Annotated in this window: 21 protein-coding genes; 17 read left to right on the top strand and 4 right to left on the bottom strand. The window is 73.0% G+C overall.

What is annotated here, in order from left to right; translation table 11 throughout:
• Positions 1-77 precede the first annotated feature (77 nt).
• The 3 genes from mshB (at position 78) to ACQP0U_RS28110 (ending at position 2028) form a co-directional block, all read left to right on the top strand.
• Positions 78-1004, top strand: coding sequence for an N-acetyl-1-D-myo-inositol-2-amino-2-deoxy-alpha-D-glucopyranoside deacetylase (gene mshB / locus ACQP0U_RS28120; RefSeq protein ID WP_433312832.1), 927 nt, complete (start codon positions 78-80; stop codon positions 1002-1004).
• A gap of 17 nt (positions 1005-1021) precedes the next feature.
• Positions 1022-1459 carry a hypothetical protein gene (locus ACQP0U_RS28115; protein WP_433321237.1) on the top strand — a complete coding sequence of 146 codons (438 nt, stop codon included), beginning with the start codon at positions 1022-1024 and terminating at the stop codon, positions 1457-1459.
• A 104-nt stretch (positions 1460-1563) separates the two neighbouring features.
• A complete protein-coding gene (locus ACQP0U_RS28110; protein ID WP_433312830.1) occupies positions 1564-2028 on the top strand; it encodes a hypothetical protein in 465 nt (154 codons plus the stop codon).
• 57 nt (positions 2029-2085) lie between these two features.
• Here the strand turns inward: ACQP0U_RS28110 and ACQP0U_RS28105 are convergent, their stop codons facing one another.
• A complete protein-coding gene (locus tag ACQP0U_RS28105) occupies positions 2086-3057 on the bottom strand; it encodes a GNAT family N-acetyltransferase (RefSeq protein ID WP_433312827.1) in 972 nt (323 codons plus the stop codon).
• Between the two features lie 79 nt (positions 3058-3136).
• Here ACQP0U_RS28105 and fdxA point away from each other — a divergent pair, with 79 nt between their 5' ends.
• Genes fdxA through ACQP0U_RS28080 form a run of 5 tightly spaced genes read left to right on the top strand, consistent with a single transcriptional unit; the run spans position 3137 to position 6920 of the window.
• On the top strand, positions 3137-3463 hold the full coding sequence (gene fdxA / locus ACQP0U_RS28100) for a ferredoxin (RefSeq protein WP_030490464.1): 327 nt from the start codon (positions 3137-3139) through the stop codon (positions 3461-3463).
• Complete coding sequence (gene dapC, locus ACQP0U_RS28095; protein WP_433321234.1) at positions 3460-4566, top strand: succinyldiaminopimelate transaminase; 1107 nt, start codon at positions 3460-3462, stop codon at positions 4564-4566. The genes fdxA and dapC overlap by 4 nt, the downstream gene beginning before the upstream one ends.
• 17 nt (positions 4567-4583) lie before the next feature.
• Positions 4584-5612, top strand: coding sequence for a prephenate dehydrogenase (locus ACQP0U_RS28090; RefSeq protein WP_433312825.1), 1029 nt, complete (start codon positions 4584-4586; stop codon positions 5610-5612).
• A gap of 10 nt (positions 5613-5622) precedes the next feature.
• Complete coding sequence (locus ACQP0U_RS28085; protein WP_433312822.1) at positions 5623-6273, top strand: SIMPL domain-containing protein; 651 nt, start codon at positions 5623-5625, stop codon at positions 6271-6273.
• Positions 6273-6920, top strand: coding sequence for a nucleoside/nucleotide kinase family protein (locus ACQP0U_RS28080; RefSeq protein WP_433312820.1), 648 nt, complete (start codon positions 6273-6275; stop codon positions 6918-6920). Before ACQP0U_RS28085 ends, ACQP0U_RS28080 begins: the two co-directional genes overlap by 1 nt.
• Here ACQP0U_RS28080 and ACQP0U_RS28075 read toward each other — a convergent pair.
• Positions 6917-7474, bottom strand: a complete 558-nt coding sequence (locus ACQP0U_RS28075; protein WP_433312817.1) for a sugar O-acetyltransferase — start codon at positions 7472-7474, stop codon at positions 6917-6919. The genes ACQP0U_RS28080 and ACQP0U_RS28075 overlap by 4 nt on opposite strands.
• 155 nt (positions 7475-7629) lie before the next feature.
• On the opposite strand from ACQP0U_RS28075, the gene ACQP0U_RS28070 reads away from it, so the two are divergent.
• Complete coding sequence (locus ACQP0U_RS28070; protein WP_433312814.1) at positions 7630-10971, top strand: S8 family serine peptidase; 3342 nt, start codon at positions 7630-7632, stop codon at positions 10969-10971.
• A 50-nt stretch (positions 10972-11021) separates the two neighbouring features.
• Here ACQP0U_RS28070 and dapD read toward each other — a convergent pair whose 3' ends face one another.
• A complete protein-coding gene (dapD, locus tag ACQP0U_RS28065; protein ID WP_112675716.1) occupies positions 11022-11981 on the bottom strand; it encodes a 2,3,4,5-tetrahydropyridine-2,6-dicarboxylate N-succinyltransferase in 960 nt (319 codons plus the stop codon).
• 78 nt (positions 11982-12059) lie between these two features.
• On the opposite strand from dapD, the gene dapE reads away from it, so the two are divergent.
• Entirely contained in the window at positions 12060-13133 is a 1074-nt protein-coding gene (gene dapE, locus ACQP0U_RS28060) for a succinyl-diaminopimelate desuccinylase (protein WP_433312811.1), read from the top strand.
• Positions 13134-13201: 68 nt separating this feature from the next.
• On the opposite strand, the gene ACQP0U_RS28055 is transcribed toward dapE, so the two are convergent.
• Positions 13202-13369, bottom strand: coding sequence for a hypothetical protein (locus ACQP0U_RS28055; protein WP_433312808.1), 168 nt, complete (start codon positions 13367-13369; stop codon positions 13202-13204).
• A gap of 154 nt (positions 13370-13523) precedes the next feature.
• Between ACQP0U_RS28055 and ACQP0U_RS28050 the strand changes: the two genes are divergently transcribed.
• The 7 genes from ACQP0U_RS28050 (at position 13524) to ACQP0U_RS28020 (ending at position 24108) form a co-directional block, all read left to right on the top strand.
• Positions 13524-14378 carry a TIGR00730 family Rossman fold protein gene (locus tag ACQP0U_RS28050; protein WP_433312805.1) on the top strand — a complete coding sequence of 285 codons (855 nt, stop codon included), beginning with the start codon at positions 13524-13526 and terminating at the stop codon, positions 14376-14378.
• Positions 14378-14923 (top strand): TIGR00730 family Rossman fold protein, encoded by a 546-nt coding sequence (locus ACQP0U_RS28045; RefSeq protein ID WP_433312802.1) that lies wholly within the window; start codon positions 14378-14380, stop codon positions 14921-14923. The genes ACQP0U_RS28050 and ACQP0U_RS28045 overlap by 1 nt, the downstream gene beginning before the upstream one ends.
• Before the next feature lie 337 nt (positions 14924-15260).
• On the top strand, positions 15261-16736 hold the full coding sequence (locus ACQP0U_RS28040; protein ID WP_433312799.1) for an ATP-dependent helicase: 1476 nt from the start codon (positions 15261-15263) through the stop codon (positions 16734-16736).
• 11 nt (positions 16737-16747) lie between these two features.
• On the top strand, positions 16748-18661 hold the full coding sequence (locus tag ACQP0U_RS28035; RefSeq protein ID WP_433312796.1) for a PD-(D/E)XK nuclease family protein: 1914 nt from the start codon (positions 16748-16750) through the stop codon (positions 18659-18661).
• A 22-nt stretch (positions 18662-18683) separates the two neighbouring features.
• Positions 18684-22142: an ATP-dependent helicase gene (locus ACQP0U_RS28030; RefSeq protein WP_433312793.1), complete on the top strand. Its 3459-nt coding sequence runs from the start codon at positions 18684-18686 to the stop codon at positions 22140-22142.
• A gap of 226 nt (positions 22143-22368) precedes the next feature.
• Positions 22369-22572, top strand: coding sequence for a transcription antiterminator/RNA stability regulator CspE (gene cspE / locus ACQP0U_RS28025; protein WP_007464836.1), 204 nt, complete (start codon positions 22369-22371; stop codon positions 22570-22572).
• Positions 22573-22794: 222 nt separating this feature from the next.
• Complete coding sequence (locus tag ACQP0U_RS28020; protein ID WP_433312791.1) at positions 22795-24108, top strand: DEAD/DEAH box helicase; 1314 nt, start codon at positions 22795-22797, stop codon at positions 24106-24108.
• The last annotated feature ends 222 nt before the right edge of the window (positions 24109-24330 follow it).

The raw sequence follows: 24330 nt of genomic DNA, 5'->3' as shown, positions 1-24330 counted from the left end.
CGTAGAGCGGGAGCGGAGGTGATGTGGCCGACCTGGGTGGACGCGTCAGCGTTGGCCGGGCCGAACTGCCAGTTAGAGTGACCGTCGTGACGATGCTGCCCGACCGCCGCCTGCTGCTGGTCCACGCGCACCCCGACGACGAGTCGATCGGCACCGGCTCGACGATGGCCCACTACGCCGCCGACGGGGCGCACGTCACGCTGGTGACCTGCACGCTCGGCGAGGAGGGCGAGATCCACGTGCCCGCGCTGGCCCAGCTCGCCGCCGCCGAGGCCGACCAGCTCGGCGGGTACCGCGTCGCCGAGCTGGCTGCCGCGTGTGCCGCGCTCGGCGTCGGCGACCACCGCTTCCTCGGTGGTGCCGGCCGCTACCGCGACTCCGGGATGATGGGCCTCGCGACCAACGAGCACCCCCGAGCCTTCTGGCAGGCCGACCTCGACGAGGCCGCCGGGCATCTCGTGGAGATCATGCGAGAGGTACGCCCGCAGGTGCTCATCACGTACGACCCGAACGGCTTCTACGGCCACCCCGACCACATCCAGGCGCACCGGGTGGCCATGCGTGCCGTCGAGCTGGCCGCTGCCGAGGGCTGTGCCCCGGTCAAGGTCTACTGGACGGCCATGCCGCTCAGCGTCCTGGAGGCCGGCATGACGCACTTCGCCGAGTCCTCCGACAACCCGTTCGGCGGCATCGAGGACATCGCCGACCTGCCCTTCGGCACCCCGGACGCCCAGATCGCCGCCCGGATCGACGGCACCGACCAGCACGCGGCCAAGGAGGCCGCGATGCGGGCACACGCCACCCAGATCCCGGCCAACTCCTGGCTCTACTCGATCGCCGGCAACTTCGGCGGCGAGTTCATGGGCGTGGAGTACTTCACCCTCGCGGTGGGCGAGAAGGGCCCAGGCGCCGGGCCGTACGGCTGGGAGAACGACCTCTTCGCCGGCCTGCCCGCGGAGACCGCCCCGGACCGGTCCCCGGTCGCGGCGGCGGGTCTCCGGTGACCCTGCCGGCCGCACCGATGACGGTCGTGGACGACCAGGAAGCCCCGCCCCCGGCGGGGCCACCGCCGCGACTGGTGGACCTGGGTTTGCGGGTGATCGGTGCGATCGTCGTGGCCGTCGCCGGAGTGCTGACCGGCGTACTGGAGCTGCTGCTCGCCACGCTCCGCGTCGGCGGGCAACTCATCGGCGTGTCGGTAGTCCTCGCCATCGGCGCCAACATCGTGCTGAGCTGGTTCGCGTACGAGGCGGTCGGGCGTCGCTGGGCGGTGGCGCTGCCGGCGGTGCCGTGGTTCGCGCTGATGGTGGTCGCCGCCATCCGGACCAACGAGGGTGACCTGCTGCTGGCCGGCGACAACTGGGTCGGGCTGGCCATGATCGTGGCCGGCGCGATGACGTTCGCGGTGATGGGCTTCCGGCAGATCCTCGCGCCGCAGCCGCCCATGCTCGGCGGCTGACGCCGGGGTGCTGCCGGCTGATGACGTCTCCCAGGTAAGGGTGGTAAATATTCCTGCCAGGGATGCGAACCCCGCGACGGGGCGCACGGCAGGAGGGTCCGGCGATGGACAAGCGGTGGCGTGACATCGGGGTGCTCGTAGCGGCGCTGTTCGCGGTCAACGTGGTCGCCCGACTGATCATCAGGTTCGGCTTCGACGGTGACGACGTCGCCGCCGACCGGGTCTCGCTGGCGATGTTCACGGTGATCGGGCTGATCCTCGCCGTGGTCGCCTTCCGCTGGGGTAGCCGCCGGCCACTGGCGGGATGGTCCGCCGACATGGCCCTCGTGGTGCCGGTGGCGATGCTGCTGACCGTGCTGGTGGGGCCCCTGCTGGTCGGTCACAACCCGTTCGCCGGTGGCGCGGGGACCTTCTTCGCCCAGATCTGGCTCTACCTGCTCGCCACCGGCGCCGGGTTGCTGATCGGCTACCTCGTGCTCACCGCGCTCGGCCGTGACTACCGCTCCCAGCAGCTCAAGCGGTACGCGCAGGTCAAGGCCGCCAAGCCCCGCCGGGTCGTCCGCCGCTGACCACCGCCCAGCCCGACTCACCCTCGTCCGGGCCCGCCTCGTCTGGGGCGGTCCGGGTCAGTCTGGGGCGACCCGGGTCAGGTAGGTGTGGTGGGTGACCAGGCCGAGCCGCTGGTAGAGCGTGACCGCCGCCGTGTTGCGCTGCTCGACCTGAAGGAACGCGTGCGTCGCGCCGCCGGAGGCGCCCCAGGTGGCCAGTTCGTGGATCACGCGGCGGGCCAACCCCTGTCGGCGGGCCGCCGGCAGTACCTCGATCAGGCTGAGGCCCAGCCAGCGCCCCTGGCCGGTCACCGTGCCGCGGCCGACGGCCACCAGGGCGCTGTCGGCGTACACGTGGGCGAAGCGGACCCGGTCCACGGCGGTGAGTACGTGCCGGGCGGCGTCCGGCAGGCCGCCCTTGCGGCCGGCGGCGATGGCGAGCCACTCGTCGCTGGGCGCGGTGTCCAGCTCGACGTTCGCATCGCCCCATCCGCCGGCCTGGCCGTTGGCGGGCGTCGACGTCAGCACTGCGAGCGGTGCGGTCTGCACCAGCGTCGGTGGACGGGCGCTCCAGCCGCGGGCGTCCAACTCGGCGCCGACAGGTGCGGCGAGGGGCAGCGGCGTGTTGATCAACGCGGGTTGGCCCAGGTCGGCGTACCAGCGCTCCACCGCGTCGACCGCGGCCGCCAGCGGTCGGTCCGGGTCGCCGATCGGCAGCGCCGAGTTGGCCCGCCCGGTCCAGCCCTCGGCCGACCGGAGCAGCCAGTCGCCGAGCCGGCCCCGGGTCGGTGCGGGCCAGGCCTCGTCGGCGGCCCGTTCCAGCGCCACGACCGAGGCGGCGGTCGGCCGACGGGTCGGGGGTACGCGCTTGGCGCGGTGGACCTGCGCCACCGGGACCCGTAGCTGTCCCTGCGCGGTGGCCAGGGTGAGATGAGTCTCGCTCAGCTCGACCAGCTCGCCGAGGGCATCGGAAAATTGCGGGCGGCCCTCGCGAATCCCCACAATCCGGCGGACCACGATTCGGTGTCCCACATCCTGCTGTCGGAGCACGATCGACCCCCTCCCCGGCGAGATACTAGGCTCTTACCGTCGCGGGAGATCGCGGCGAGTCTTGCGGAGGAGAAGACCGGTGACCTACATCATCGCCGAGCCGTGCGTAGATGTGCTCGACAAGGCATGCATCGAGGAGTGCCCGGTCGACTGCATTTACGAGGGCAATCGGATGCTCTACATCCACCCCGACGAGTGCGTCGACTGTGGTGCCTGTGAGCCCGTCTGCCCCGTGGAGGCGATCTTCTACGAGGACGACGTTCCGGAGCAGTGGAAGGACTACACCGGCGCGAACTACGAGTTCTTCGAGGACCTGGGCTCGCCCGGTGGCGCCTCGAAGGTCGGCAAGGTGGAGAAGGACGCCACCTTCGTCGCCGCGCAGCCGCCGCGCGGCGAGGGCCACTGAACCGGCCCGCGCCGGTCTCGTCGCGGCTGCCCGAGTTCACCTGGGACACCCTGGACGCCGCGGCCACCCTGGCCGCGGCGCATCCGGAGGGCCTGATCAACCTCTCCATGGGTACGCCGGTCGACCCGGTGCCCGAGGTGATCCGGCGGGCGTTGGCTGACGCGTCCGATGCTCCCGGTTACCCGCTGACCGCCGGCACCCCGGCGTTGCGGGCCGCGATCGCGGCGTGGGTGTCCCGAGCCTGCGGGGCCGGCGTCGACGGTCTCGGTGTGCTGCCGACGATCGGCTCGAAGGAGCTGGTGGCCTGGCTGCCCACGCTGCTCGGCATCGGCCCGGGTGACGTGGTGGTGGTGCCGTCGATCGCGTACCCCACCTACGAGGATGGCGCCCGGCTGGCCGGCGCCACGGTCATCCGTACCGACTCGCTCACGTCGGTCGGGCCGACCCCGCGGGTCCGGTTGGTCTGGGTCAACTCGCCCGGCAACCCGACCGGCCGGGTGCTGCCCGCGGCGCACCTGCGCAAGGTGGTCGACTGGGCCCGCGAACGTGGCGCGGTGGTCGCGAGTGACGAGTGCTACCTGCCACTGGGCTGGTCGGCCGAGCCGGTCTCGGTGCTGTCTCCGCAGGTCAGCGGGGGCAGCTATGCCGGGGTGCTCGCCGTGCACTCGCTCTCCAAGCGGTCCAACCTCGCCGGCTACCGGGCCGGTTTCGTCGCCGGCGACCCGGCGCTCGTCGCCGAGCTGCTCAAGGTCCGCAAGCACGCGGGCATGATCGTGCCCGCGCCGGTGCAGGCGGCCATGGTCGCCGCGCTGGAGGACGAGCGGCACGCCGAGGAGCAGCGGGAGCGTTACCGCGCCCGGCGGGAGGTGCTCAGCGCGGCGTTCACCGGTGCCGGGTTCACCGTCGAGCACTCCGAGGCGGGCCTCTACCTCTGGCTGACCAGGGGTGAGGACTGCTGGCAGACGGTCGACTGGCTCGCCCGTCGCGGCATCCTGGCCGCCGCCGGCGTCTTCTACGGCCCGACCGCCGGGCAGTACGTCCGGGTTGCGTTGACCGAGTCCGACGAGCACATCGCCGCGGTCGCCGGCCGGCTCCGGGCCTGACCCCGGGCGGCCCGGCGATGACCGACGGCATGACCGGGCGGTACGCCAGGGTGCGCGCCGCCGTGATCGGCACCGGGCTGATCGGTGGCTCGGTGCTGCTGCGTCTGGCCGACGCCGGCCTGGACGTGGTCGGATGGGATCCGGACCCGGCCACCCGGGAGCGCGCCCAACGCCGTGGTGTGGTCGCCCCGGCCACGATCGAGCAGGCCGTGGCCGACCGGGACGTGGTCTTCCTCTGCGGCCCGCTGCCCACGCTGCCGCACACCCTGGCCCGGGTCGCCGAGCTGACCGGGCCCGGCTGCGTGCTCACCGATGTCGGCAGCACCAAGGTGGAGGTGACCGAGACGGCCGATCGGCTCGGGCTCACCCAACGGTTCGTCCCGGGGCATCCGATGGCCGGCGCGGAGTCCGCCGGCCTGACCGCCGCCTCGCCGACCCTGCTGGCCGGTGCGGCCTGGGTGCTCTGCCCTGCTCCCGGTGCCGCGTTGGCCGCTTTCCGTTGGTTGACCGGGCTGCTCGCGGAGCTGTTCGACGCCCGGGTCGTGCCGATGTCCGCGCCGGCACACGACTCGGTGGCCGCGCTCGCCTCGCACGTGCCGCACCTGCTGGCGGGTGCGCTGGCCGGGGCGACGCAGCGGGCGCCACTGCGGGACGCGGTGCTGGCGCTGGCCGCGGGGAGTTTCTCCGACGGTACGCGGGTCGCCGGCACTCCGGCGGAACGGACCGCGAACATGCTGCTCGGCAACCGGGACCGGGTACTGCACGAGTTGGCCGAGGTCAGCGCGTTCCTGGACGGGCTGGCCGCCGCCCTGCGGGCCGACGACGCCCAGGCGCTCATCGCCCGCTACACGGAGGCCAGGGCGGCCCGGTCGGCGCTGCGGGACCGACGGTTCACCGGTCAGTCCCGGCGGTTTTCGTTCGACGGCGACCAGGACGCCGAGGTGACCTGGCTTCGCGAGTTGGGCGGCGCCGGTGGGCATCTGACGGGGTGTCAGGTCGACCCGGACGCCGTTTCCTACGCCGCGTGGCTTCCCGTGGCTGACTAGGCTGAGGGGCATGGCGGTGGACGGTCCGGTGGTGCAGGTGCGCGGCGAGGCGTACCGGGAGGTGCCGCCCGAGCTGGCCCGGTTCGCGGTCACCGCGACGGCCCGCGACCGGGACCGGGAGGCGACGCTGACCCGGTTGGCCGAGCGGGCCGCGGCGGTCCGGGTGCTGCTGGACGGCTCCGGGCCGGCGGTGGCGCGGCGGGAGACCGGCGACCTGCGGGTGCGACCGGAGACCCGACGCTCGGGTGAGCGGGTGGTCGCCTGGCACGGGAGCGTCACCACCACCGTCACGGTCACCGACTTCACCGCGCTGGGTGAGCTGATGCTCCGGCTCGCCGACCAGGATCAGGTCGAGGTGGCCGGCCCGTGGTGGGAGCTTCGTCCGGACAGCCCCGCCCATCGTGCGGCCCGGCACGACGCGATCAGCGACGCGCTGCTGCGGGCCCGGGAGTACGCGGAGGCGCTGGGCGCCCGGGTCACCTCGTTGATCGAGCTGGCCGACGCGGGCCCCGCCGACCGGCCGATGTTCGCCCGTGCGGCCTTCGCCGGGGGCGGCGGCGCGGGCGGTGGTCCGCCGGAGCTCGAGCTGGACCCGCAACCGCAGACCGTGCAGGCCGCGGTGCAGGCGCGGTTCACCATCAGCGACCCGGTTCTGGGCTGATGCCGCCGGCCCAGGTGCTGTCCGCCGACGAGTTGGTGGCGCGGGCGTTGTCGCTTGCCGAGGCCGGCCCGCGACAACTGCTCGGCATCGCCGGTGCGCCGGGTGCCGGGAAGTCCACCCTGGCGGAGCAGATCGTCGCCGAGGTCGGGTCGGCTGCCCGCCTGGTGCCGATGGACGGGTTCCACCTGGCGCAGTCGCAGCTGGTCCGGTTGGGCCGCGCCGACCGTAAGGGCGCGGTGGACACTTTCGACGCCAACGGGTACGTCTCGCTGCTGCGCCGGTTGCACCGGTTGGAGCCGACATCGGTCTACGCGCCGGAGTTCCGCCGGGAGCTGGAGGAGCCGGTGGCCGGCGCGATCGAGGTGCCGCCGTCGGTCCGGTTGGTGGTGACCGAGGGCAACTACCTGCTGTTGGAGGATTTCCCCTGGCAGGAGATCCGACCGTTGCTGCACGAGGCGTGGTTTCTCGACCTGAACGCCGAGGTGCGGCATCGTCGGCTGACCGCCCGGCACGAGGCGTTCGGTCGGTCCCCGGAGCAGGCGCGGGCGTGGGCGCTGGGCAGCGACGAGTCGAACGCCGCCCTGATCACCCCCACCGCCGGCCGGGCTGACCTGGTGGTCCGCCTGTCGGAGCCTCCGGCGGCCTAGCCGAGTTCGCGGATCGGCCGGGCCGGGTTGCCGACCGCCACCACGTTGGCCGGCAGGTCACGGGTGACCACCGCGCCCGCGCCGACGACTGTGTTCGCGCCGATCGTCACGCCGGCCAGCACGATCGCGCCACCGCCGAGCCACACGTTGTCACCGATGGTGATCGGCTTGGCCGCCTCCCACTTGTCGCGTCGCGGGCCGGGCTCGACCGGGTGCGTCGGCGTGAGCAGTTGGACGTTCGGGCCGACCTGGACGTCCGCGCCGAGGGTGATCCGAGCGACGTCGAGGAAGACGGCGTTGTAGTTGACGAAGCTGCGCGGGCCGATCCGGATCTGCCAGCCGTAGTCGCAGTAGAACGGTGGGCGGATCCAGGCGTCCTCGCCCAGTTCGCCGAGGAGTTCGCGAAGTGCCGCGATCCTTGCCGGTGGGTCGGCCGCGGGACTGGTGTTGAAGCGTTCCATCAACCGGGCGGCCCGATCCAGGTCCGCGATGATCTCGGGATCGTCGGCGATGTATGGCTCGCCGGCGAGCATCTTGTCCTTCATGGAGGTCACCGCCCGATCATGCCGGCCCGGTTCGTCGGCTTGTGGCGGGTCCGTCATTTTTCGGCCTTCATTTTACATACGCAGTATGCAATTCTGGGTTGTCAATGTGACTCCCATACATCAAGACGCTTGACGAGGAGGATCCGTTGCACCAGGGAAGAAGATTGGCCGCTCTCGGCCTCGTGTTCGTGCTGGCGCTCTCCGCGCCGACTCCCGCCTCGGCCACGGCCGCCGCGCCCGCCCCATCCGGCGGCGCCGGCCAACAGACCGCCCCCAGTGGACCCACCGCCAACCGCTCGACCACCGTCACGCTGATCACCGGTGACCGCGTCACCGTCACCGCCTCCGGTGCCTCGGTCCGGCCCGGTGTCGGCCGCGAGGACGTGCAGTTCCTGGTCCAGCGCGAGCGCGGACGCCTCTCGGTGACGCCGACGGACGCTCTTCCGTTGCTGCGCTCGGGCCGGGTGGACCGGCGACTCTTCGACATCACCGGGCTGGTCGAGGCGGGTTACGACGACGCCCACCGCAACACCCTGCCGCTGCTGGTGGCGTACGGCTCGACGGGCAACGCGCGGCGCACCCCGGCCGCACTTCCCGGCACGCGGGTGATCCGCGACCTGCCGGTGATCCGCGGTGCCGCCCTGAACAGCGACAAGGCTTCCCTCGGCGCGGTCTGGTCGACGGTCACCACCGGTCCCGCTGCGGCCCGGCTCGACGCGGCGGGGGGCGTCGAACGGATCTGGCTGGACGGCCGTCGACGGGTGACCCTCGACCACAGCGTGCCGCAGATCGGCGCGCCCGCCGCCTGGGCGGCCGGGTTCACCGGCTCGGGAGTGTCGGTCGCGGTGCTGGACACCGGCGTCGACGCGACCCACCCGGACCTGGCCGGCAAGGTGGCCGAGGCGCGCAACTTCACCGAGGTCGCCGACGCTCGGGACACGGTCGGCCACGGCACCCACGTGGCCTCGACCATCGCGGGCAGCGGCGCCGCCTCCGGCGGCAAGTACCGGGGTGTGGCGCCGGACGCGACGCTGCTGGACGGCAAGGTCTGTGAGGATGCCGGCTGCACCGACTCGGCGATCCTGGCCGGCATGCAGTGGGCCGCGGTGGAGAAGAAGGCCGCCGTCGTCAACATGAGCCTCAGCGGCTGGGACACCCCGGAGGTCGACCCGGTGGAGGAGGCTGTGCAGACCCTGACCGCGCAGACCGGCACGCTCTTCGTCCTCGCCGCCGGCAACGACGGCGTGGACGGCTCGGTCGGCTCCCCGGCCAGCGCCGACGCCGGGCTCGCCGTGGGCGCCGTGGACCGCGACGACGAGTTGGCCGACTTCTCCAGTCGGGGTCCCCGGGTCGGCGACGACGCGCTGAAGCCGGACATCACGGCGCCCGGCGTCGACATCGTCGCCGCACGGTCCGCCAACGGCGTCATCGGCGATCCGGTGGGGGACCGCTACGTCACGCTCTCCGGCACCTCGATGGCCACCCCGCACGTGGCCGGGTCGGCGGCGCTGCTCGCCCAGCAGCACCCGGGATGGCGGGCCGACCGGCTCAAGGCCACCCTGATGGCCGCCGCCAAGCCGCACCCGGAGCAGACCGCCTACCAGCAGGGCGCCGGTCGGGTCGACGTCGCGCACGCGATCACCCAGCAGGTCACCACCGACCCGGTGAGCGTCTCCTTCGGGCGTACGCTCTGGCCGCACGCTGACGACGCCCCGATCACCCGCACGGTGACCTGGCGCAACGACGGCCCGGCACCGGTCACGCTGGACCTGAGCATCGAGGGCGCCGGCCCCGGCGGTCGAGCGTTGCCGGCCGGCCTGTTCGAGCTGGGCGCCGACCAACTCACCGTGCCGGCGGGCGGCACGGCCGCCACCACCGTCACCACGGACACGCGGCTCGGCGACGCCGACGGTTACTGGACCGGGCGGATCGTGGCCCGATCCGGTGCGGCGGTCGCGGTCACCCCGCTGGCCGTGAACCGGGAGGTGGAGAGCTACACGCTGACCGTTGAGCACCTGAACCGCGCCGGTGCGCGCACCGCGGATCACTGGACCCTCCTGCTCGGGTTGGACACCTACGGCGCCTGGGACCTCGTCAGTTCGGACGGGGTGGCCACCGTGCGGGTGCCCAAGGGGCAGTACGGCCTGAGCGGCCTCGTCTTCGAGCCCGGTCCCGAGGATGAGCAGCGCGGGATGTCGCTGTTGATGCAGCCCGAAGTGACAGTCGAGCGGGACACCCGGATCGTCGTCGACGCCCGCCGGGCCAAGCCGGTACGGACGACAGTGCCGGACCGAACCGCCGTCCCGCAACTGATCGACGTCAGCGGCAACTTCACGGCCGACGACGGCAGTGGGTACGGCGTCGGGCTCTGGGCGGAGACGTTCACCGGCCTGACCAGCGGTCAGATCGGCAAGCCGATCTCCGCCGACAAGTTCGTCGCCACCGTCAGCAGCCAGTGGACCAGGGCGGACCCGGACAACAGCCCGTTCCTGTACGCGCTGGCCGAGGCGATCCCGGGCCGGATGCCCACCGGGTTCGTCCGCAACTACACCCGACGCGACCTGGCCACCGTCGTGCACCGGTTCCGTGGTGGCAACCCGGGCATCGAGGCCGAGCGGATCGTGTACCCCGTGCTGGAGTACAACGTCGGCGGCTCCGCCCTGGTCCTGCCCACCGCCGTGCCCGGCGAGCGGGTCGAGCACTACAACACCAAGGGTGTGAAGTGGGAATCCGACATCTACTTCGGAACGCGGGACGAGGAGGGCTGGTTGATCCCGCAGGCGGTGCTCTTCTCCACCCCCACCGCGTACCGGGCCGGGCGGACGGTGCAGGAGATCTGGAACCAGGCCCCGTACGCGCCGTCCTTCCCGAACCCGCGCTGGCCGGAACAGAGCGTCACCCGGCTCGGCGACACCATCCTGGTCGACGTGCCGATCTTCAGCGACGCGGCCGGGCATCCGGGCGGCTCGCTGAGCGACAGCGAGGGCACCAAGCTCTGGCGGGACGGCAAGCTGGTCGGCGAGAGCGAGTACGCCGGCTACGGACAGTTCACAGTGCCACCGGGTAGGGCGGACTACCGGCTCGTCACGTCGTCGAAGCGGAGCCTCACCGACCTGAGCACCGAGGTGGAATCCAGCTGGACCTTCCGGTCGCGGCACGTCGCCGGCGAGACGCCGGCCCGACTGCCCCTGTCGGTGGTGCGCTTCGCGCCGCCGTTGCGGGTCGACAACAGTGCTCCGGCCGGTCAGGGCTTCGTCGTCCCGGTGCGGGTGCAGCGGCAGCCCGGCGCTCCGGCGGCCCGGGTGGAGAAGCTCGCTGTCGACGTCTCGTACGACGGCGGGAAGACCTGGGGCAAGGCGCGGCTGGTCCGCACCTCCGCTGACGGCTGGTCGGCCCTGTTGCGGCATCCGGCCGGTGCCGGCCACGTGTCGCTGCGGGCCACCGCCCGGGACGCCGACGGCAACACGGCGACCCAACGGATCATCCAGGCGTACCGGTTGCGCTGAGGCGTACCCCGCCGGGTCCGCGGCCGAATGCCGCGGACCCGGCGGGTCCGTCAGTCGTTGGCGTGCAGGGCGGCGTTCAGCTCGATGCCCCGGCCGGTGCGCGGTCGGGCCTCCAGCCCGCCGGTGACCGAGTTGCGCCAGAACAGCAGGCCGTCGACACCGGACAGCTCCCGGGCCTTCACCACCCGGCCGTCGGGGAGCGTGATCTTCGACGCGGCGGTGATGTAGCAGCCCGCCTCGACCACACAGTCGTCGCCGAGCGAGATCCCGACGCCGGCGTTCGCGCCGACCAGGCTCCGCTCGCCGATGCTGATCTTGTCGGTGCCGCCACCGGAGAGGGTGCCCATGATGGAGGCCCCGCCGCCGATGTCGGAGCCGTCGCCGACCAGCACACCCTGCACGATCCGCCCCTCGACCATCGAGGTGCCGACGGTGCCGGCGTTGAAGTTCACGAAGCCCTCGTGCATCACCGTGGTGCCGGCGGCCAGGTGAGCGCCGAGGCGTACCCGGTCGGCGTCCGCGATCCGCACACCGGAGGGCACCACGTAGTCGGTCATCCGGGGGAACTTGTCGACCCCGTACACCGCCAGGTGCCGGCCGGCGGCCCGCTCGATCACCCGCAGCTCGTCCACCCGCTCCGGGGGGCACGGCCCGGCGGACGTCCAGGCCACGTTGGCCAGCTTGCCGAAGATGCCGTCCAGGTTGAGCTGGTTGGGTCGGACCAGGCGGTGCGAGAGCAGGTGCAACCTGAGGTACGCGTCGGACGCGTCCTTGATCGGGTCGTCGAGCGAGCCGATCACGGTGACCACCTGCACGGTACGCAGACCGGGCAGCGGCCGGTCACCGAGCGCTGCCGGCGGCAGGTCGAGCACGTCCGCCTTGTCCTCGCCGGCGACCAGTGGCAGCTCGCCCAGGCCCAGCTTGCCGGTCGGGTACCAGGTATCGAGCACCTGCTCGTCTGCGGTGACCGTAGCCAGGCCGATGCCCCAGGCGGAATCTGCGGACGTCACTGTTACACCTCTCGGTCGCTGCCGGGCTGACCTCGGCTCGCTCCTCGCGCTGACAGACCTGAAGGTACCGTGCGAACCATGGAGAACCCGCTGACCCCCGAGGTCCTCGCCGATCCGGTGCAGCTGACCCGCGCTCTGGTCGACATAGAGTCCGTGTCCTTGAACGAGAAGGCGATCGCCGACTGTGTCGAGGAAGTGCTGCGGGGCGTACCGCACCTGACCACCCACCGGTACGGCAACACGGTGATGGCGCGTACCGACCTCGGCCGATCGCAGCGTGTCGTGCTGGCCGGGCACCTCGACACGGTGCCGTTGAACAACAACTTCCCGTCGACCATGCGCGGCGACCTGATGTACGGCTGCGGCACCTCCGACATGAAGTCCGGCACCGCGTACGCGCTGCACCTGGCGGTGACGCTGCCCGAACCGCGCTACGACGTGACGTACTTCTTCTACGAGGCCGAGGAAATCGAGTCCCAGTACAACGGGCTCAACCTCGTCGCACAGGCGTTCCCGGAGTGGCTGGAGGCGGACTTCGCGGTGCTGCTGGAGCCGACGTACGGCATCGTCGAGGCGGGCTGCCAGGGCACGATGCGCTCGGTGGTCACCACTACCGGCGTACGCGCCCACTCGGCGCGCTCCTGGCACGGGGTGAACGCCATCCACGCCGCCGGTGAGGTGCTGCGACGCCTCCAGACGTACGAGGCGCGCCGGGTCACCATCGACGGCTGCGACTACCGCGAGGGCATGAACGCGGTGCGCATCAACGGCGGCGTGGCCGGCAACGTGATCCCCGATCACTGTGAGATCGAGGTCAACTACCGGTACGCCCCGGATCGCTCCCCGGCCGAGGCGGAGGCGCACCTGCGTGAGGTGTTCGCCGGCTTCGAGGTGACAGTCACCGACGCGGCTGCCGGTGCCGCGCCCGGGCTCGACGCGGCCCCCGCGAAGGAGTTCCTGGCGGCGGTCGGCGCCGCGCCGATCGGCAAGCTGGGCTGGACTGATGTGGCTCGGTTCGCGGCGATGGGCATCCCCGCGCTGAACTTCGGCCCCGGCGACCCGAACCTCGCCCACCACCCCGACGAGCACGTCGAGATCAGCAAGATCCGCGACGGCGCGGCAACCCTGCACCGCTGGCTGGCCCCGGCCTGACCCCGACCCCGACCCCGACCCCAGCTCCGGTCCCGCGCCGCGGCCCGCCGGTGATCAAGAGGTTTGCGTCAGCCGGGCCCGTTATCGGCGACGCAAACCTCTTGATCGGCTCCGGACGGGATGGGGGAGCTGGGGATCGGGTTCTGCTGGCGGGTGCGGCGGCGTTCGGCCACCACGTCTCGGATCCGTCTCTGCATCTGGCGACGGATCCGGATCATCTCGCTGTTGCTGATCACGCTGTCTCCTCCCCCGAAGGCGCGCGCCCGGGCATACCCGGTATGTGAATAGTAAGACGTACGGGAGCGCCGAATAGTTGCCCATGATCCCGAGATATTTCTCGGCGTTCCCGCCCCGCGCACCCGACCGGTGCTGCTCCACTACGGTTGCCCCATGAACCAGAGCAACGGGCGGGAGGCCGGTCGCGGTCCGGGACAGGAACGGCATCGCGGTGCGGTCACTCTGCGCAGGGGGGCGATCTCGAGCAGTACCGCAGACCAACGGTTGCTGGATTCACGGGGGCGTGGCGACTGGAAGACCAAGGACGCCTGGCGCGCGCTGCGCATCCTCGCCGAGTTCGTCGAGGGCTTCGACACGCTCGCCGACGTGCCGTCGGCGGTCAGCGTCTTCGGCTCCGCGCGCAGCGCACCGGACAGCGTCGAGTGTCAGTTGGCCGAACGGTTGGGCGGCGCGCTGGCCCGAGCCGGCTACGCGGTGATCACCGGAGGTGGGCCCGGGGTGATGGAGGCCGCCAACCGGGGCGCCAGCGAGGCCGGTGGGCTCTCCGTGGGGCTCGGCATCGAGCTCCCGTTCGAGCAGGGCATCAACGACTGGGTCGAACTGGCCATCGACTTCCGCTACTTCTTCGCCCGCAAGACGATGTTCGTCAAGTACGCCCAGGCGTTCGTCGTGCTGCCCGGTGGGTTCGGCACCATGGACGAGTTGTTCGAGGCGCTCACCCTGGTGCAGACCGGCAAGGTCACCCGGTTCCCGGTCGTGCTGATGGGTGTCGCCTACTGGCAGGGTCTGCTGGACTGGCTGCGCGACACGATGGCCGCCACCGGCAAGATCGGACCGGTCGATCTGGACCTGATCTGTCTCACCGACGACGTCAACGAGGCGGTCCGGTACATCGTCGCGGCCGAGGCCGCGCTCTCCGCCGAGCAGGAGGCGGTCCGCGAGGAGGCCGTCGCCCGCACCGGCGCGGACCAGCAGGCCGCCGCCGAGCAGGCCCGGGACCACGACTGATGGCGGCGATCTGCGTCTTCTGCGCCTCCTCTCGTACCCTCGATCAGCGCTGGTTGGACCTGGCCGCCGAGACCGGCGCGGAGCTGGCCCGGCGCGGGCACACCCTGGTCAGCGGTGGTGGCTGCGTCGGCATGATGGGCGCGCTGGCGGACGGCGCCCGATCCGCCGGTGGGCGCACCATCGGCGTGATCCCGCAGTCGCTCGTCGATCTGGAGGTCGCCGACCTGGCCTCGGACGAGCTGCTGGTGACCGACTCGATGGCCAGCCGCAAGACCCTGATGATCGACAAGTCGGACGCCTTCCTCACCCTGCCCGGCGGGCTGGGCACCCTGGACGAGTTGTTCGAGGTCTGGACCACCGCCACCCTCGCCCTGCACACCAAGCCGATGGTGCTGATCGACACCGACGGGTTCTACCGCCCCCTGCTGGACTGGCTGGACGCGCTCGCCGACCAGACCTTCCTCAAGCCCGCCGGCCGCGACCTCCTGACGGTGACCACCACAGTCCCCGAGGCCCTCAACGTCCTGGAATCCCACCTAACCTGACCCCCGCCCCGCCCCGCCCCGCCCCTCCGCCCTGCCCACCCCCGCCCCACTGCCGGTGATCATGGAGTTGGCGACGTCGCTCTCGGCGTGTCGCGCCGCTAACTTCGTGATCGACAGGGGTGGATGGTGGGGTGGGGTCGGGATGGGACGGGGGTGGGTGGGGGATTGGGTGGGTGTCGTATGGGTCTGATGGGATGAGCTGATGCAGGCGTACCGGTTGGTGCGGCGGTCCGGAGGGCCGGCGCGGGGGGACGGGGCGACGCCTGACAGCGCTTCCGTGCCCGCCGGCGGCGGCACGTCAGGGGGCGGTGTCGGTGCGTCGGCCGGGCCCGATCGCTTGGCCGGGCCCGCGCTGACGGTTGGCGACAGCGGCTGGCGGGCCGATCCGGTGCAGGCCGAGGTGGTCGGGCACACCGACGGGCCGATGCTCGTGCTCGGTGGCCCGGGCACCGGCAAGACCAGCACCCTTGTCGAGGCGGTCGCCGCCCGGGTGACCGAGGGGGTCGACCCCGAACGGATCCTCGTGCTGACCTTCGGCCGCCGAGGCGCCACCGCGCTACGGCAGCGCATCGAGGCCCGGATCGCGCAGGACGGCCACCGGGTGCTGCGGGAGCCGCTGGTGCGCACCTTCCCGGCGTACGCCTTCGGGCTGCTCCGCCGCGCCGCCGCCGAGCGGGGCGAACCGTCGCCCCGGCTGCTCACCGGCCCCGAGCAGGATCTGATCATCCGTGAGCTGCTGGACGTGGTGGGCGAGGAGCCCGAGGACGACCCGGTCGGCTGGCCGACCGACCTGCGCCCCGCCCTGCGGACCCGGGCGTTCGCCGGCCAGCTACGCGACCTGCTCATGCGCGCCGCCGAACGCGGCGTGGGCCCGATCGACCTGGCCCGGCTGGGTGACAAGCTCGGCCGCGCCGACTGGCCGGCCGCCGCCCGCTTCCTCCGGGAGTACGTCGCCGTGCTGGCGTTGCGCGACGTCAGCAACCGGGGCTCCATCGCGTACGACCCGGCGGAGCTGGTCCGGGCGGCCACCGGGCTGCTGCGCGACGACGAGGAGTTGCTGGCCGCCGAGCGCCGCCGGCTCTCCCACGTCTACCTCGACGAGCTGGCCGACACCGACCCCGCCCAGTTCGAACTGCTCTCGGTCATCGCGGGCGGTGGCAAGTCGCTTGTCGCGTTCGCCGACCCGGACTCCTCCACGTACGCCTTCCGGGGCGCCGATCCGGCCGGGGTGGCGACGTTCCCGCACCGTTTCCGGACGGCTTCCGGTGCGCCGGCCGCACAGGTGCTGCTGAGCACGTCGTACCGGGCCGGGCCGGCTCTGCTCGCCGCGATCGCCCGGCTGGGTCGTCGGCTCCGGGGTCCAGCCGCGCACCGTCGGCTGCACCCCCTGCCGGACGCGCCGCCCGGCGTGGTCGAGGTGCACACGTTCCGCTCGGCGACGAGCGAGGCCGCCTGGCTGGCCCACGCGCTGCGCTCGGCGCACCTGCTCGACGGCGTGCCCTGGTCACGGATGGCGGTGCTGGTGCGGTCCACCGCGTTGCAGCTGCCCACCCTACGACGGGCGCTGCACGCTGCCGGCGTACCCACAGTGGTGCACGGTGAGGATCTGCCCCTGCATCTGCAACCGGCGGTCGCGCCGCTGCTGCTCCTGCTGCGCTGCGCGCTGGAGCCGGAACGACTCGACGAGGAGACGGCCGTCGCGCTGCTGCACTCGCCGCTGGGCGGGGCCGATCCGCTGGCCGAGCGGCGGCTGCGGCAGGGCCTGCGTGCGCTCGCGCTGGCCGGCGGTGACCGACGCCCTCCGGGGAGCTGATCGTCGAGGCGTTGCGCGATCCGGAGGAGCTGGCCAGCATCGACCGCCGCTGGGCGGAGCCGGCGCAGGCGGTGGCCGGGCTGCTGGCCATCGCACGCGAAGCCGCCGCCCGGCCGGGTTCGACAGCCGAGGACGTGCTCTGGGCCGTCTGGCACGCCAGTGGTCTCGCCGAGCGTTGGGCCGGCGCGATCAACCAGGGGCGTCCGGAGGCCGGCGAGGGCGACCTGGCCCGGCGACGGCGAGCGGAGGCGGCCGACCGCGACCTGGATGCCGTGCTGGTCCTCTTCGACGCGGCGGCCCGGTTCACCGACCGGCTGCCCGGTGCCCGCGCCGAGGTGTTCCTCGACCACGTGCTCGCCCAGGACCTGCCGGCCGACACCATCGCCCCGACCGCCGACCGGGGCGCGGCGGTACGCCTGCTCACCGCGCACGCGGCGAAGGGCCTGGAATGGGACCTGGTCGCGGTGGCCGGCGTGCAGGAGGGCATCTGGCCGGACCTGCGGCTGCGCGGCAGCCTGCTCGGCTCCGAGCGCCTTGTCGACGTGCTGGCCGGCCGGTCGGTCGACGGCGCGACCGTGGCGAACGTGGTGGGTCAGACCTCGGCGTTGCTGGACGAGGAGCGCCGGCTCTTCCACGTCGCCGTCAGCCGGGCCCGGCACCGGCTGCTGGTCAGCGCCGTGGCATCGGCCGCCGTCGGCGGTGACGATCACGAGGAGCAGCCCAGCCGGTTCCTGCACGAGTTGGGCCCGAGCACGCCGCCGCCGAGCACGCCGCCGCCGAGCACGCCGCCGAGCACGCCCGGCCCGCCGCCCGGTCCACGCACCGAGCCGTCCTCCGGCGGCGGCACCGGCGGTGCTGCGGCAGGCGAGACCGGGGACGAGGAGCCGGACCGTTCCGGGGCGCTGCCGGTGACCCGTCCACCTCGGGCGCTCACCCTGCCGGCGTTGGTCGCGGAACTGCGTACCGCCATCACCGACCCGGCAGCCCCGGCGGCCCGGCGGCGCGCAGCGGCGGCCGAACTGGCCCGGCTCGCCGCCGCCGGAGTGCCCGGTGCGCACCCCGACGACTGGTGGGGGTTGCGCGTGCTCTCCGACGATCGCCCGCTCGTCGACGACGGAGATCCGGTGCGGGTCACCCCGTCGGCCATGGAGAGCGCGTTGCGGTGCAGCCTGCGGTGGCTGCTGGAGCGGCACGGCGGCAGCGGCCCGACCAGCACCGCGCAGGGCGTGGGCAACCTGGTGCACGCCGCCGCGATGCTCGCCGAGGACGCCAGCGCCGACCGGGGCGCGCTGCTCGACTACGTGGCCGCCCGGTTCGACGCGATCGAGCTGGCGGCCCGGTGGATGGCCGGGCCGGAGCGGGAACGCGCCGAGGCGATGGTCGACAAGTTGCTGCGCTGGCTGGCCACCAACCCGCGTCGGTTGCTCGCCATCGAGCACGAGTTCGCTGTCCGCCTGGACGACCCGAACCGGCCCGTCGACCTGACCGGACGGGTCGACCGGTTGGAGGTCGACGAGGCCGGGCGGCTCGTGGTGATCGACCTGAAGACCGGCAAGTCCACGGCTGTCACCGGCACCGACCTGGCGGAACACCCACAGCTCGGCGCCTACCAGGCGGCGGTGGAGGCGGGGGCCTTCGCCGAGTTCGGTGACGAGTCCGGGGGCGCCGCGCTGGTGCAGCTCGGGACGTCCGCCAAGGACGCCAGGGAGCAGAATCAACCGGCCGCGAGCGAGGGGCCGGCGGCCGGTTGGGCGACCGCGCTGGTCCGGCGCACCGCCGATACGATGGCAGCCGCCACGTTCGCCGCGGTGGCCAACTCGAAGTGCCGGGTCTGCCCGGTGCGCACCAGCTGCCCGGTCTCCGGGCAGGGGCGCCAGGTCGTCGAGCCGCCCACCGTCCGACGCACCCGTGAGGGCGAGGAGTGAGCTTGCGAGGTGTGACAGCACCGTGAGTCAGCCCACCCTGTTCGGCGCGGGTCCCGCGCCGACGCCGCGGCTCGCGGACTCCGGCCCCCGGTACACGCCTGTGGAGCTGGCCAAGCTGCTGCGGTTGCCGGCGCCCACCCGGGAGCAGGCCGCGATCATCGCCGCCCCGGTGGAGCCGCTGCTGGTGGTCGCCGGCGCCGGGTCGGGCAAGACCGAGACGATGGCCGCTCGGGTGGTCTGGTTGGTGGCCAACTCGTACGTGCGGCCGGAGCAGATCCTCGGGCTGACCTTCACCCGCAAGGCGGCAGGCGAGCTGGCCCATCGCGTACGGACCCGGCTCGACCAGCTGATCCGCCGCCTCGGCCGGCAGGGACGGGACCCGCTCGACGATCCACTCGCGGGTGAGCCCACCGTCTCCACCTACCACTCGTACGCGGGGCGGATCGTCACCGAGCACGGGCTGCGGGCCGGCTACGAGCCGTCCACCCGGCTGCTCACCGAGGCGTCCCGCTGGCAGTTGGTCGACCTGCTGGTGCGCAACTACGACGGCGACATGTCCGAGGTGGACCGGATGCCGAGCACCATCACCGACGCGGTGCTGGCGCTCGCCGGGGAGCTGGACGAGCATCTCGTCGCGCCGGACCAGCTGGCGGCCTGGACCGGTCGGTTCTTCGCCGAGGTGCAGTCCCGGCCGGGTCGGGTGTACGCCGACGTGCGCAAGGCGCTCACCCTCCAGCAGACCCGGTTGCGTCTGCTGCCGCTGGTGCGCGCGTACGCCCGGCGCAAGGAGGACTTCGAGGCGATGGACTTCGCCGACCAGCTCGCCCGGGCGGCCCGGGTGGCCCGGGACCACCCGGGGGTCGGCGTGATCGAGCGGGACCGCTTCCGGGTGGTGCTGCTCGACGAGTACCAGGACACCAGCCACGCCCAGGTGGTGTTGCTCAACGCGCTGTTCGGTGGTGGGCACCCGGTGACAGCGGTGGGCGACCCGTGCCAGTCGATCTACGGCTGGCGGGGGGCCAGCGCGGGCACACTGGACCGGTTCCCCACCGAGTTCGCCCGCGCCGACGGTGAGCCGGCCCCGGCGCTGGGGCTCACCACGAGTTGGCGCAACCGACCGGAGATCCTCCGGGTGGCGAACGCGCTGTCCACTCCGCTGCGGGCGGCGGGCGCCCGGGTGCCGGAGCTGCGCTCCGCGCTGACCGTCCGGGACCCGATCCCGCACCGCAGCCCGGGTGGCGCGGCCGGCGGCACTGTGCACTGCGCGATGCTGCCCACGTACGCCGACGAGGCCGACTGGATCGCCGACAGCGTGCTCGCCGCCTGGCGCGGGGCGGCCGGGACGCCCGGCGCGGCCCCGGAGCACATCCCGGTGGCGCGGCGCCCGACGACCGCCGTGCTGGTCCGGGTCCGCAGCCAGATCCCGGCGATCGAGTCGGCGCTGCGTGAGCGTGGCCTTCCGGTCGAGGTGGTCGGGCTGGGTGGCCTGCTGGACACTCCCGAGGTACGCGACGTGGTCTGCACGCTGCGCGTACTGGCCGACCCGACCGATGGCGCCGCGCTGCTGCGGTTGCTCACCGGCGCCCGTTGGCGGATCGGGCCGCGTGACCTGGTGGCGTTGCACCGGCGGGCTCGGGCCATCGCGAACGCCCGGCGACAGGTCGCCGCCGACGAGGCCTCGGAGATCAGCCCTGACCTGTTGGACGAGGCGACTCTGGTGGAGGCGTTGGCCGACCTCGGGCCGGCGCAGGCGTACTCGGCGGAGGGGTTTGCGCGGCTGCGCGCGTACGGCCGGGAGCTGGCGCTGCTGCGCTACCGACTGGACCAGGCGCTGCCGGACCTGATCGCGGACATCGAGCGGACCATCGGCCTGGACGTGGAGGTCGCGGTGCGGGCCGGCCGGGACGGCGCTGGCGACGCGGGCCTGGCCCGGGGGCACCTGGACGCGCTCGGCGACGTGGCCGCCCGATTCAGCGGGGAGACGCCGGGCGCCACCCTGTCCGGCTTCCTGTCCTACCTGGCCGCCGCCGAGGACGAGGAGCGTGGTCTCGCGCCGGGCGAGGTCGAGGTGGTGGAGGGCGCGGTGCAGGTGGTGACCGCTCACGCGGCCAAGGGCCTGGAGTGGGACGTGGTGGCGGTGGCCGGGCTCAGTCGTGGGCTGTGGCCGGGGCCGGTCCGCAACTCCGACCACTGGCTGGGTGGGCTGGGAGTGCTGCCGTTCCCGCTGCGCGGTGACGCCGACGGCCTGCCCGAGCTGGCGCTCGACGAGGCGGGGGACCAGCGGGCCGTGGCGCGGGCGGTGACCGACTTCACCGACGCGTGGCGGGCCCACGACGAGCGGGAGGAACGCCGGCTGACGTACGTGGCGGTGACCCGGCCGCGCCGGCTGCTGCTCTGCTCCGGTTACTGGTGGGGAGAGGGCACGAAGCGGCCGCGAGGTCCGTCGGTCTTCCTGCGTGAGGTGTACGACGCCTGCCTCGACGGCGGGCCGGGGCACCTGATCGACGCGTGGGCGCCGGAGCCGACCCCCGACGCGACCAACCCCACGGCCGAGGTGGTGCTCCGCGCGGAGTGGCCGGCCGACCCGCTGGGCGGTCGCCGGCCGGCGTTGGCCGAGGCGGCCGGGCTGGTGCGTCGCCTGATGGCCGACGGTCCGACGGCGGCGCTCCCCGGGCCGGTCGGGTCGGTGCCTCCCGGGCCGGTCGGGTCGGTGCCTGCCGGGCCGGTGACGCCGATCGGGTCGGAGGCCGAGCCGGTCGAGCCGACCGGGCCGGAGGTGGATCCGGAGGTGGCGCGCTGGCAGCGCGAGGCGGACCTGCTGTTGGCGGAGCGCGCCGAGCTGACCCGGCTCTCCGGAGCGGTCGAGGTGGCTCTGCCCGGAGCGCTGAGCGTCACCCAGCTGGTCGCGCTGCGGCGCGATCCGGCGGCGCTGGCCCGTACGCTGCGTCGCCCGGTGCCGGCCGAGCCCAATCCGTACGCCCGTCGAGGCACCGCCTTCCACGCCTGGTTGGAGCAGCGCTTCGGCGCCGACCGCCTGCTGGACCTGGACGAGCTGCCCGGTGCGGCCGACGCCGATGCCGCACCCGACGAGGCTCTGGTCGAGCTTCAGGAGCGGTTCCTGGCCAGCGAGTGGGCCGACCGGTCACCGGTGGAGGTGGAGGTGCCGTTCGCCACGGTGATCGCCGGAGTGGTGGTGCGGGGCCGGATGGACGCGGTCTTCGCCCGGCCGGGTGGCCGGTTCGACGTGGTCGACTGGAAGACCGGTGCACAGCCCGGCGGGCCGGCGGCTGACGTGGCCGCCGTGCAGCTGGCCGTGTACCGGCTGGCCTGGGCGGAGCTGGCCGGCGTGCCTGTCGACCGGGTGGGTGCGGCGTTCCACTACGTCCGGCACGGGGTGACCGTCCGGCCTGCCGATCTGCTGGATGTGACGGGCCTCACGGCCATGATCGCCCAGTTGCCTGAGGATTCTGCCCAACATTGACCACTGCGGGGAAAACCGTGGTAGGTTGACCGGGTTGCAGTTTTGGTTACCAGAGACTCTGTGTGCGCCTGGCGGGATTGTGGCCCCAGGCGCTCTTTGTTGTGTCCGGAGTTCTCCGGGCGGGGCGACCAGAAGCGACAGGCGATTCGCGCATCCCCGCGCGGAGCGCTCCTCTTCGGGCACGCAACAAGTGCGTGTCCGACGTTCCGTCAAGGAGACGAAACACATGGCTATTGGCACCGTGAAGTGGTTCAACGCTGACAAGGGCTTCGGCTTCATCACCCCGGACGGCGGCGGCGCCGACGTTTTCGCCCACTTCTCGGCGATCCAGTCCTCCGGCTACCGGAGCCTGGACGAGAACCAGCGGGTCGAGTTCGAGGTGACCCAGGGCCAGAAGGGCCCGCAGGCGGAGAACATCCGCCCGCTCTGATCTTCGGATCGGTCAGCATTACCTGTCGCGCCCTCCGGGTGTGACGGTGACGGGACCGGCCCGCCCCGCTGTCGCCTGCCTACGCAGGCGGCGGCCCGGCGGCGGGCCGGCCTGTACTCCCTTCGGTTCGTGCTTGTGAGTCCTGGCGGCCTTTTTCCGCTGGTGACAGCGCCGACTTCGGCGCCCTCCCTCGACACGTGCCGCGTCGAGGAAGGCTTCCGCATGACCACAGTTATTCCTTCTTTCGCTCATACCGGTCTGGCGCCGGCGCTGCTCACCGCGCTGACCGCGCAGGGCATCACGGAGCCGTTCCCGATCCAGTCGGCGACGCTGCCCGACTCGCTCGCCGGCCGGGACGTGCTGGGCCGGGGTCGTACCGGCTCCGGCAAGACCCTCGCCTTCGGGCTTCCGCTGCTGTCCCGCACCGCTGGCCGTAAGGCGCGGCCGGGTCGCCCGCTGGCCCTGGTGCTGGTGCCGACCCGCGAGCTGGCCCAGCAGGTCACCACCGCCCTGGCCCCGTACGCCCGCGCCGTCGGGCTGCGCTGCGCCACAGTCGTCGGCGGGCTGTCACTGCAGCGGCAGGCGGACGCCCTGCGCGCCGGCACCGAGGTGGTCGTCGCCACCCCCGGCCGGCTGCACGACCTGATCAACCGTGGCGACGCCCGGCTCGACCAGGTCGAGATCACCGTGCTCGACGAGGCCGACCAGATGGCCGACATGGGCTTCCTGCCGCAGGTCACCAAGCTGCTGGAGCAGGTCGCGCCGCAGGGGCAGCGGATGCTCTTCTCCGCGACCCTGGACGGCGGCGTGGACCGGCTGGTCCGCCGCTTCCTGAGCAACCCGGTCACCCACTCGGTGGACCCGGGCACCGCGACGGTCACCGCGATGACCCACCACGTGCTGCACGTCGACGCTGCGGACAAGCCCGACGCGCTGACCCGGATCGCCGCCCGTGAGGGCCGCACCATCCTGTTCATGGGCACCAAGCACCGCGCCGACCGGCTGGCCCGTCAGCTGCTCTCCAAGGGCGTACGCGCGGCAGCGCTGCACGGCGGCAAGTCCCAGCCGCAGCGCACCCGGATCCTGGAGCAGTTCCGCAACGGCCAGGTGACCGCCCTGGTCGCCACCGACGTGGCGGCCCGTGGCATCCACGTGGACGGCCTGGACATGGTGGTCAACGTGGACCCGCCGACCGAGGCGAAGGACTACCTGCACCGGGGCGGCCGTACCGCCCGGGCCGGCGAGTCCGGTTCCGTGGTCACCCTGGTCCTGCCGGAGCAGCGCCGGGACGTGTCCCGGCTGATGGCCACCGCCGGCATCCGGCCCGAGTCGGTCCAGGTGCGCCCGGGTGACGGGGCGCTGGCCCGGGTGACCGGTGCCCGCGAGCCGTCAGGTGTGCCGGTGACCATCGTCGCTCCGCCGGCGCCCGCCACTCGGGCACGTACCTCCGGTGGCGCGTCCGCCGAGGGTGGCGCCCGGCCGGCACACCGCGCGTCGGGTCGGTCCCGTCGCCCGCGTCGCCCGCGTACCGTCTGATCCTCTGCGCGTCGACCGACCCGTCCCGCTTCGGCGGGGCGGGTCGGTTTTGTCTGCGCGGTGCCCCGGGCCGGTCGGTGGTCCGTGCCGCCCGACCGGCCAGCCGACCGCGCCGGGTGGCCCACACTTCTGAGTCGGTAATCAGCCTCCGCTGGGTCGGCTGGCCGACTGCGCACCGGGCGGTCGTGGTCGAGGCTGACCGACGGGGGAAGTCGGGCGGGG

Origin of the sequence: Micromonospora sp. CA-269861 (assembly GCF_050948505.1) — a bacterium.
GTDB lineage: Bacteria > Actinomycetota > Actinomycetes > Mycobacteriales > Micromonosporaceae > Micromonospora.
Note: the sequence above shows the minus strand (reverse complement) of the source record. Positions and strands in the feature narration are given on the sequence as shown.

Bases quoted from the DNA above. Each gene is read 5' to 3' on its own strand.
- ACQP0U_RS28115 (WP_433321237.1), top strand. From the start codon at position 1,022: ATGACGGTCGTGGACGACCAGGAAGCCCCGCCCCCGGCGGGGCCACCG.
- ACQP0U_RS28050 (WP_433312805.1), top strand. From the start codon at position 13,524: ATGAACCAGAGCAACGGGCGGGAGGCCGGTCGCGGTCCGGGACAGGAA.
- ACQP0U_RS28085 (WP_433312822.1), top strand. From the start codon at position 5,623: ATGGCGGTGGACGGTCCGGTGGTGCAGGTGCGCGGCGAGGCGTACCGG.
- ACQP0U_RS28020 (WP_433312791.1), top strand. From the start codon at position 22,795: ATGACCACAGTTATTCCTTCTTTCGCTCATACCGGTCTGGCGCCGGCG.
- ACQP0U_RS28045 (WP_433312802.1), top strand. From the start codon at position 14,378: ATGGCGGCGATCTGCGTCTTCTGCGCCTCCTCTCGTACCCTCGATCAG.
- ACQP0U_RS28080 (WP_433312820.1), top strand. From the start codon at position 6,273: ATGCCGCCGGCCCAGGTGCTGTCCGCCGACGAGTTGGTGGCGCGGGCG.
- ACQP0U_RS28110 (WP_433312830.1), top strand. From the start codon at position 1,564: ATGGACAAGCGGTGGCGTGACATCGGGGTGCTCGTAGCGGCGCTGTTC.
- ACQP0U_RS28090 (WP_433312825.1), top strand. From the start codon at position 4,584: ATGACCGACGGCATGACCGGGCGGTACGCCAGGGTGCGCGCCGCCGTG.
- dapE (WP_433312811.1), top strand. From the start codon at position 12,060: ATGGAGAACCCGCTGACCCCCGAGGTCCTCGCCGATCCGGTGCAGCTG.
- cspE (WP_007464836.1), top strand. From the start codon at position 22,369: ATGGCTATTGGCACCGTGAAGTGGTTCAACGCTGACAAGGGCTTCGGC.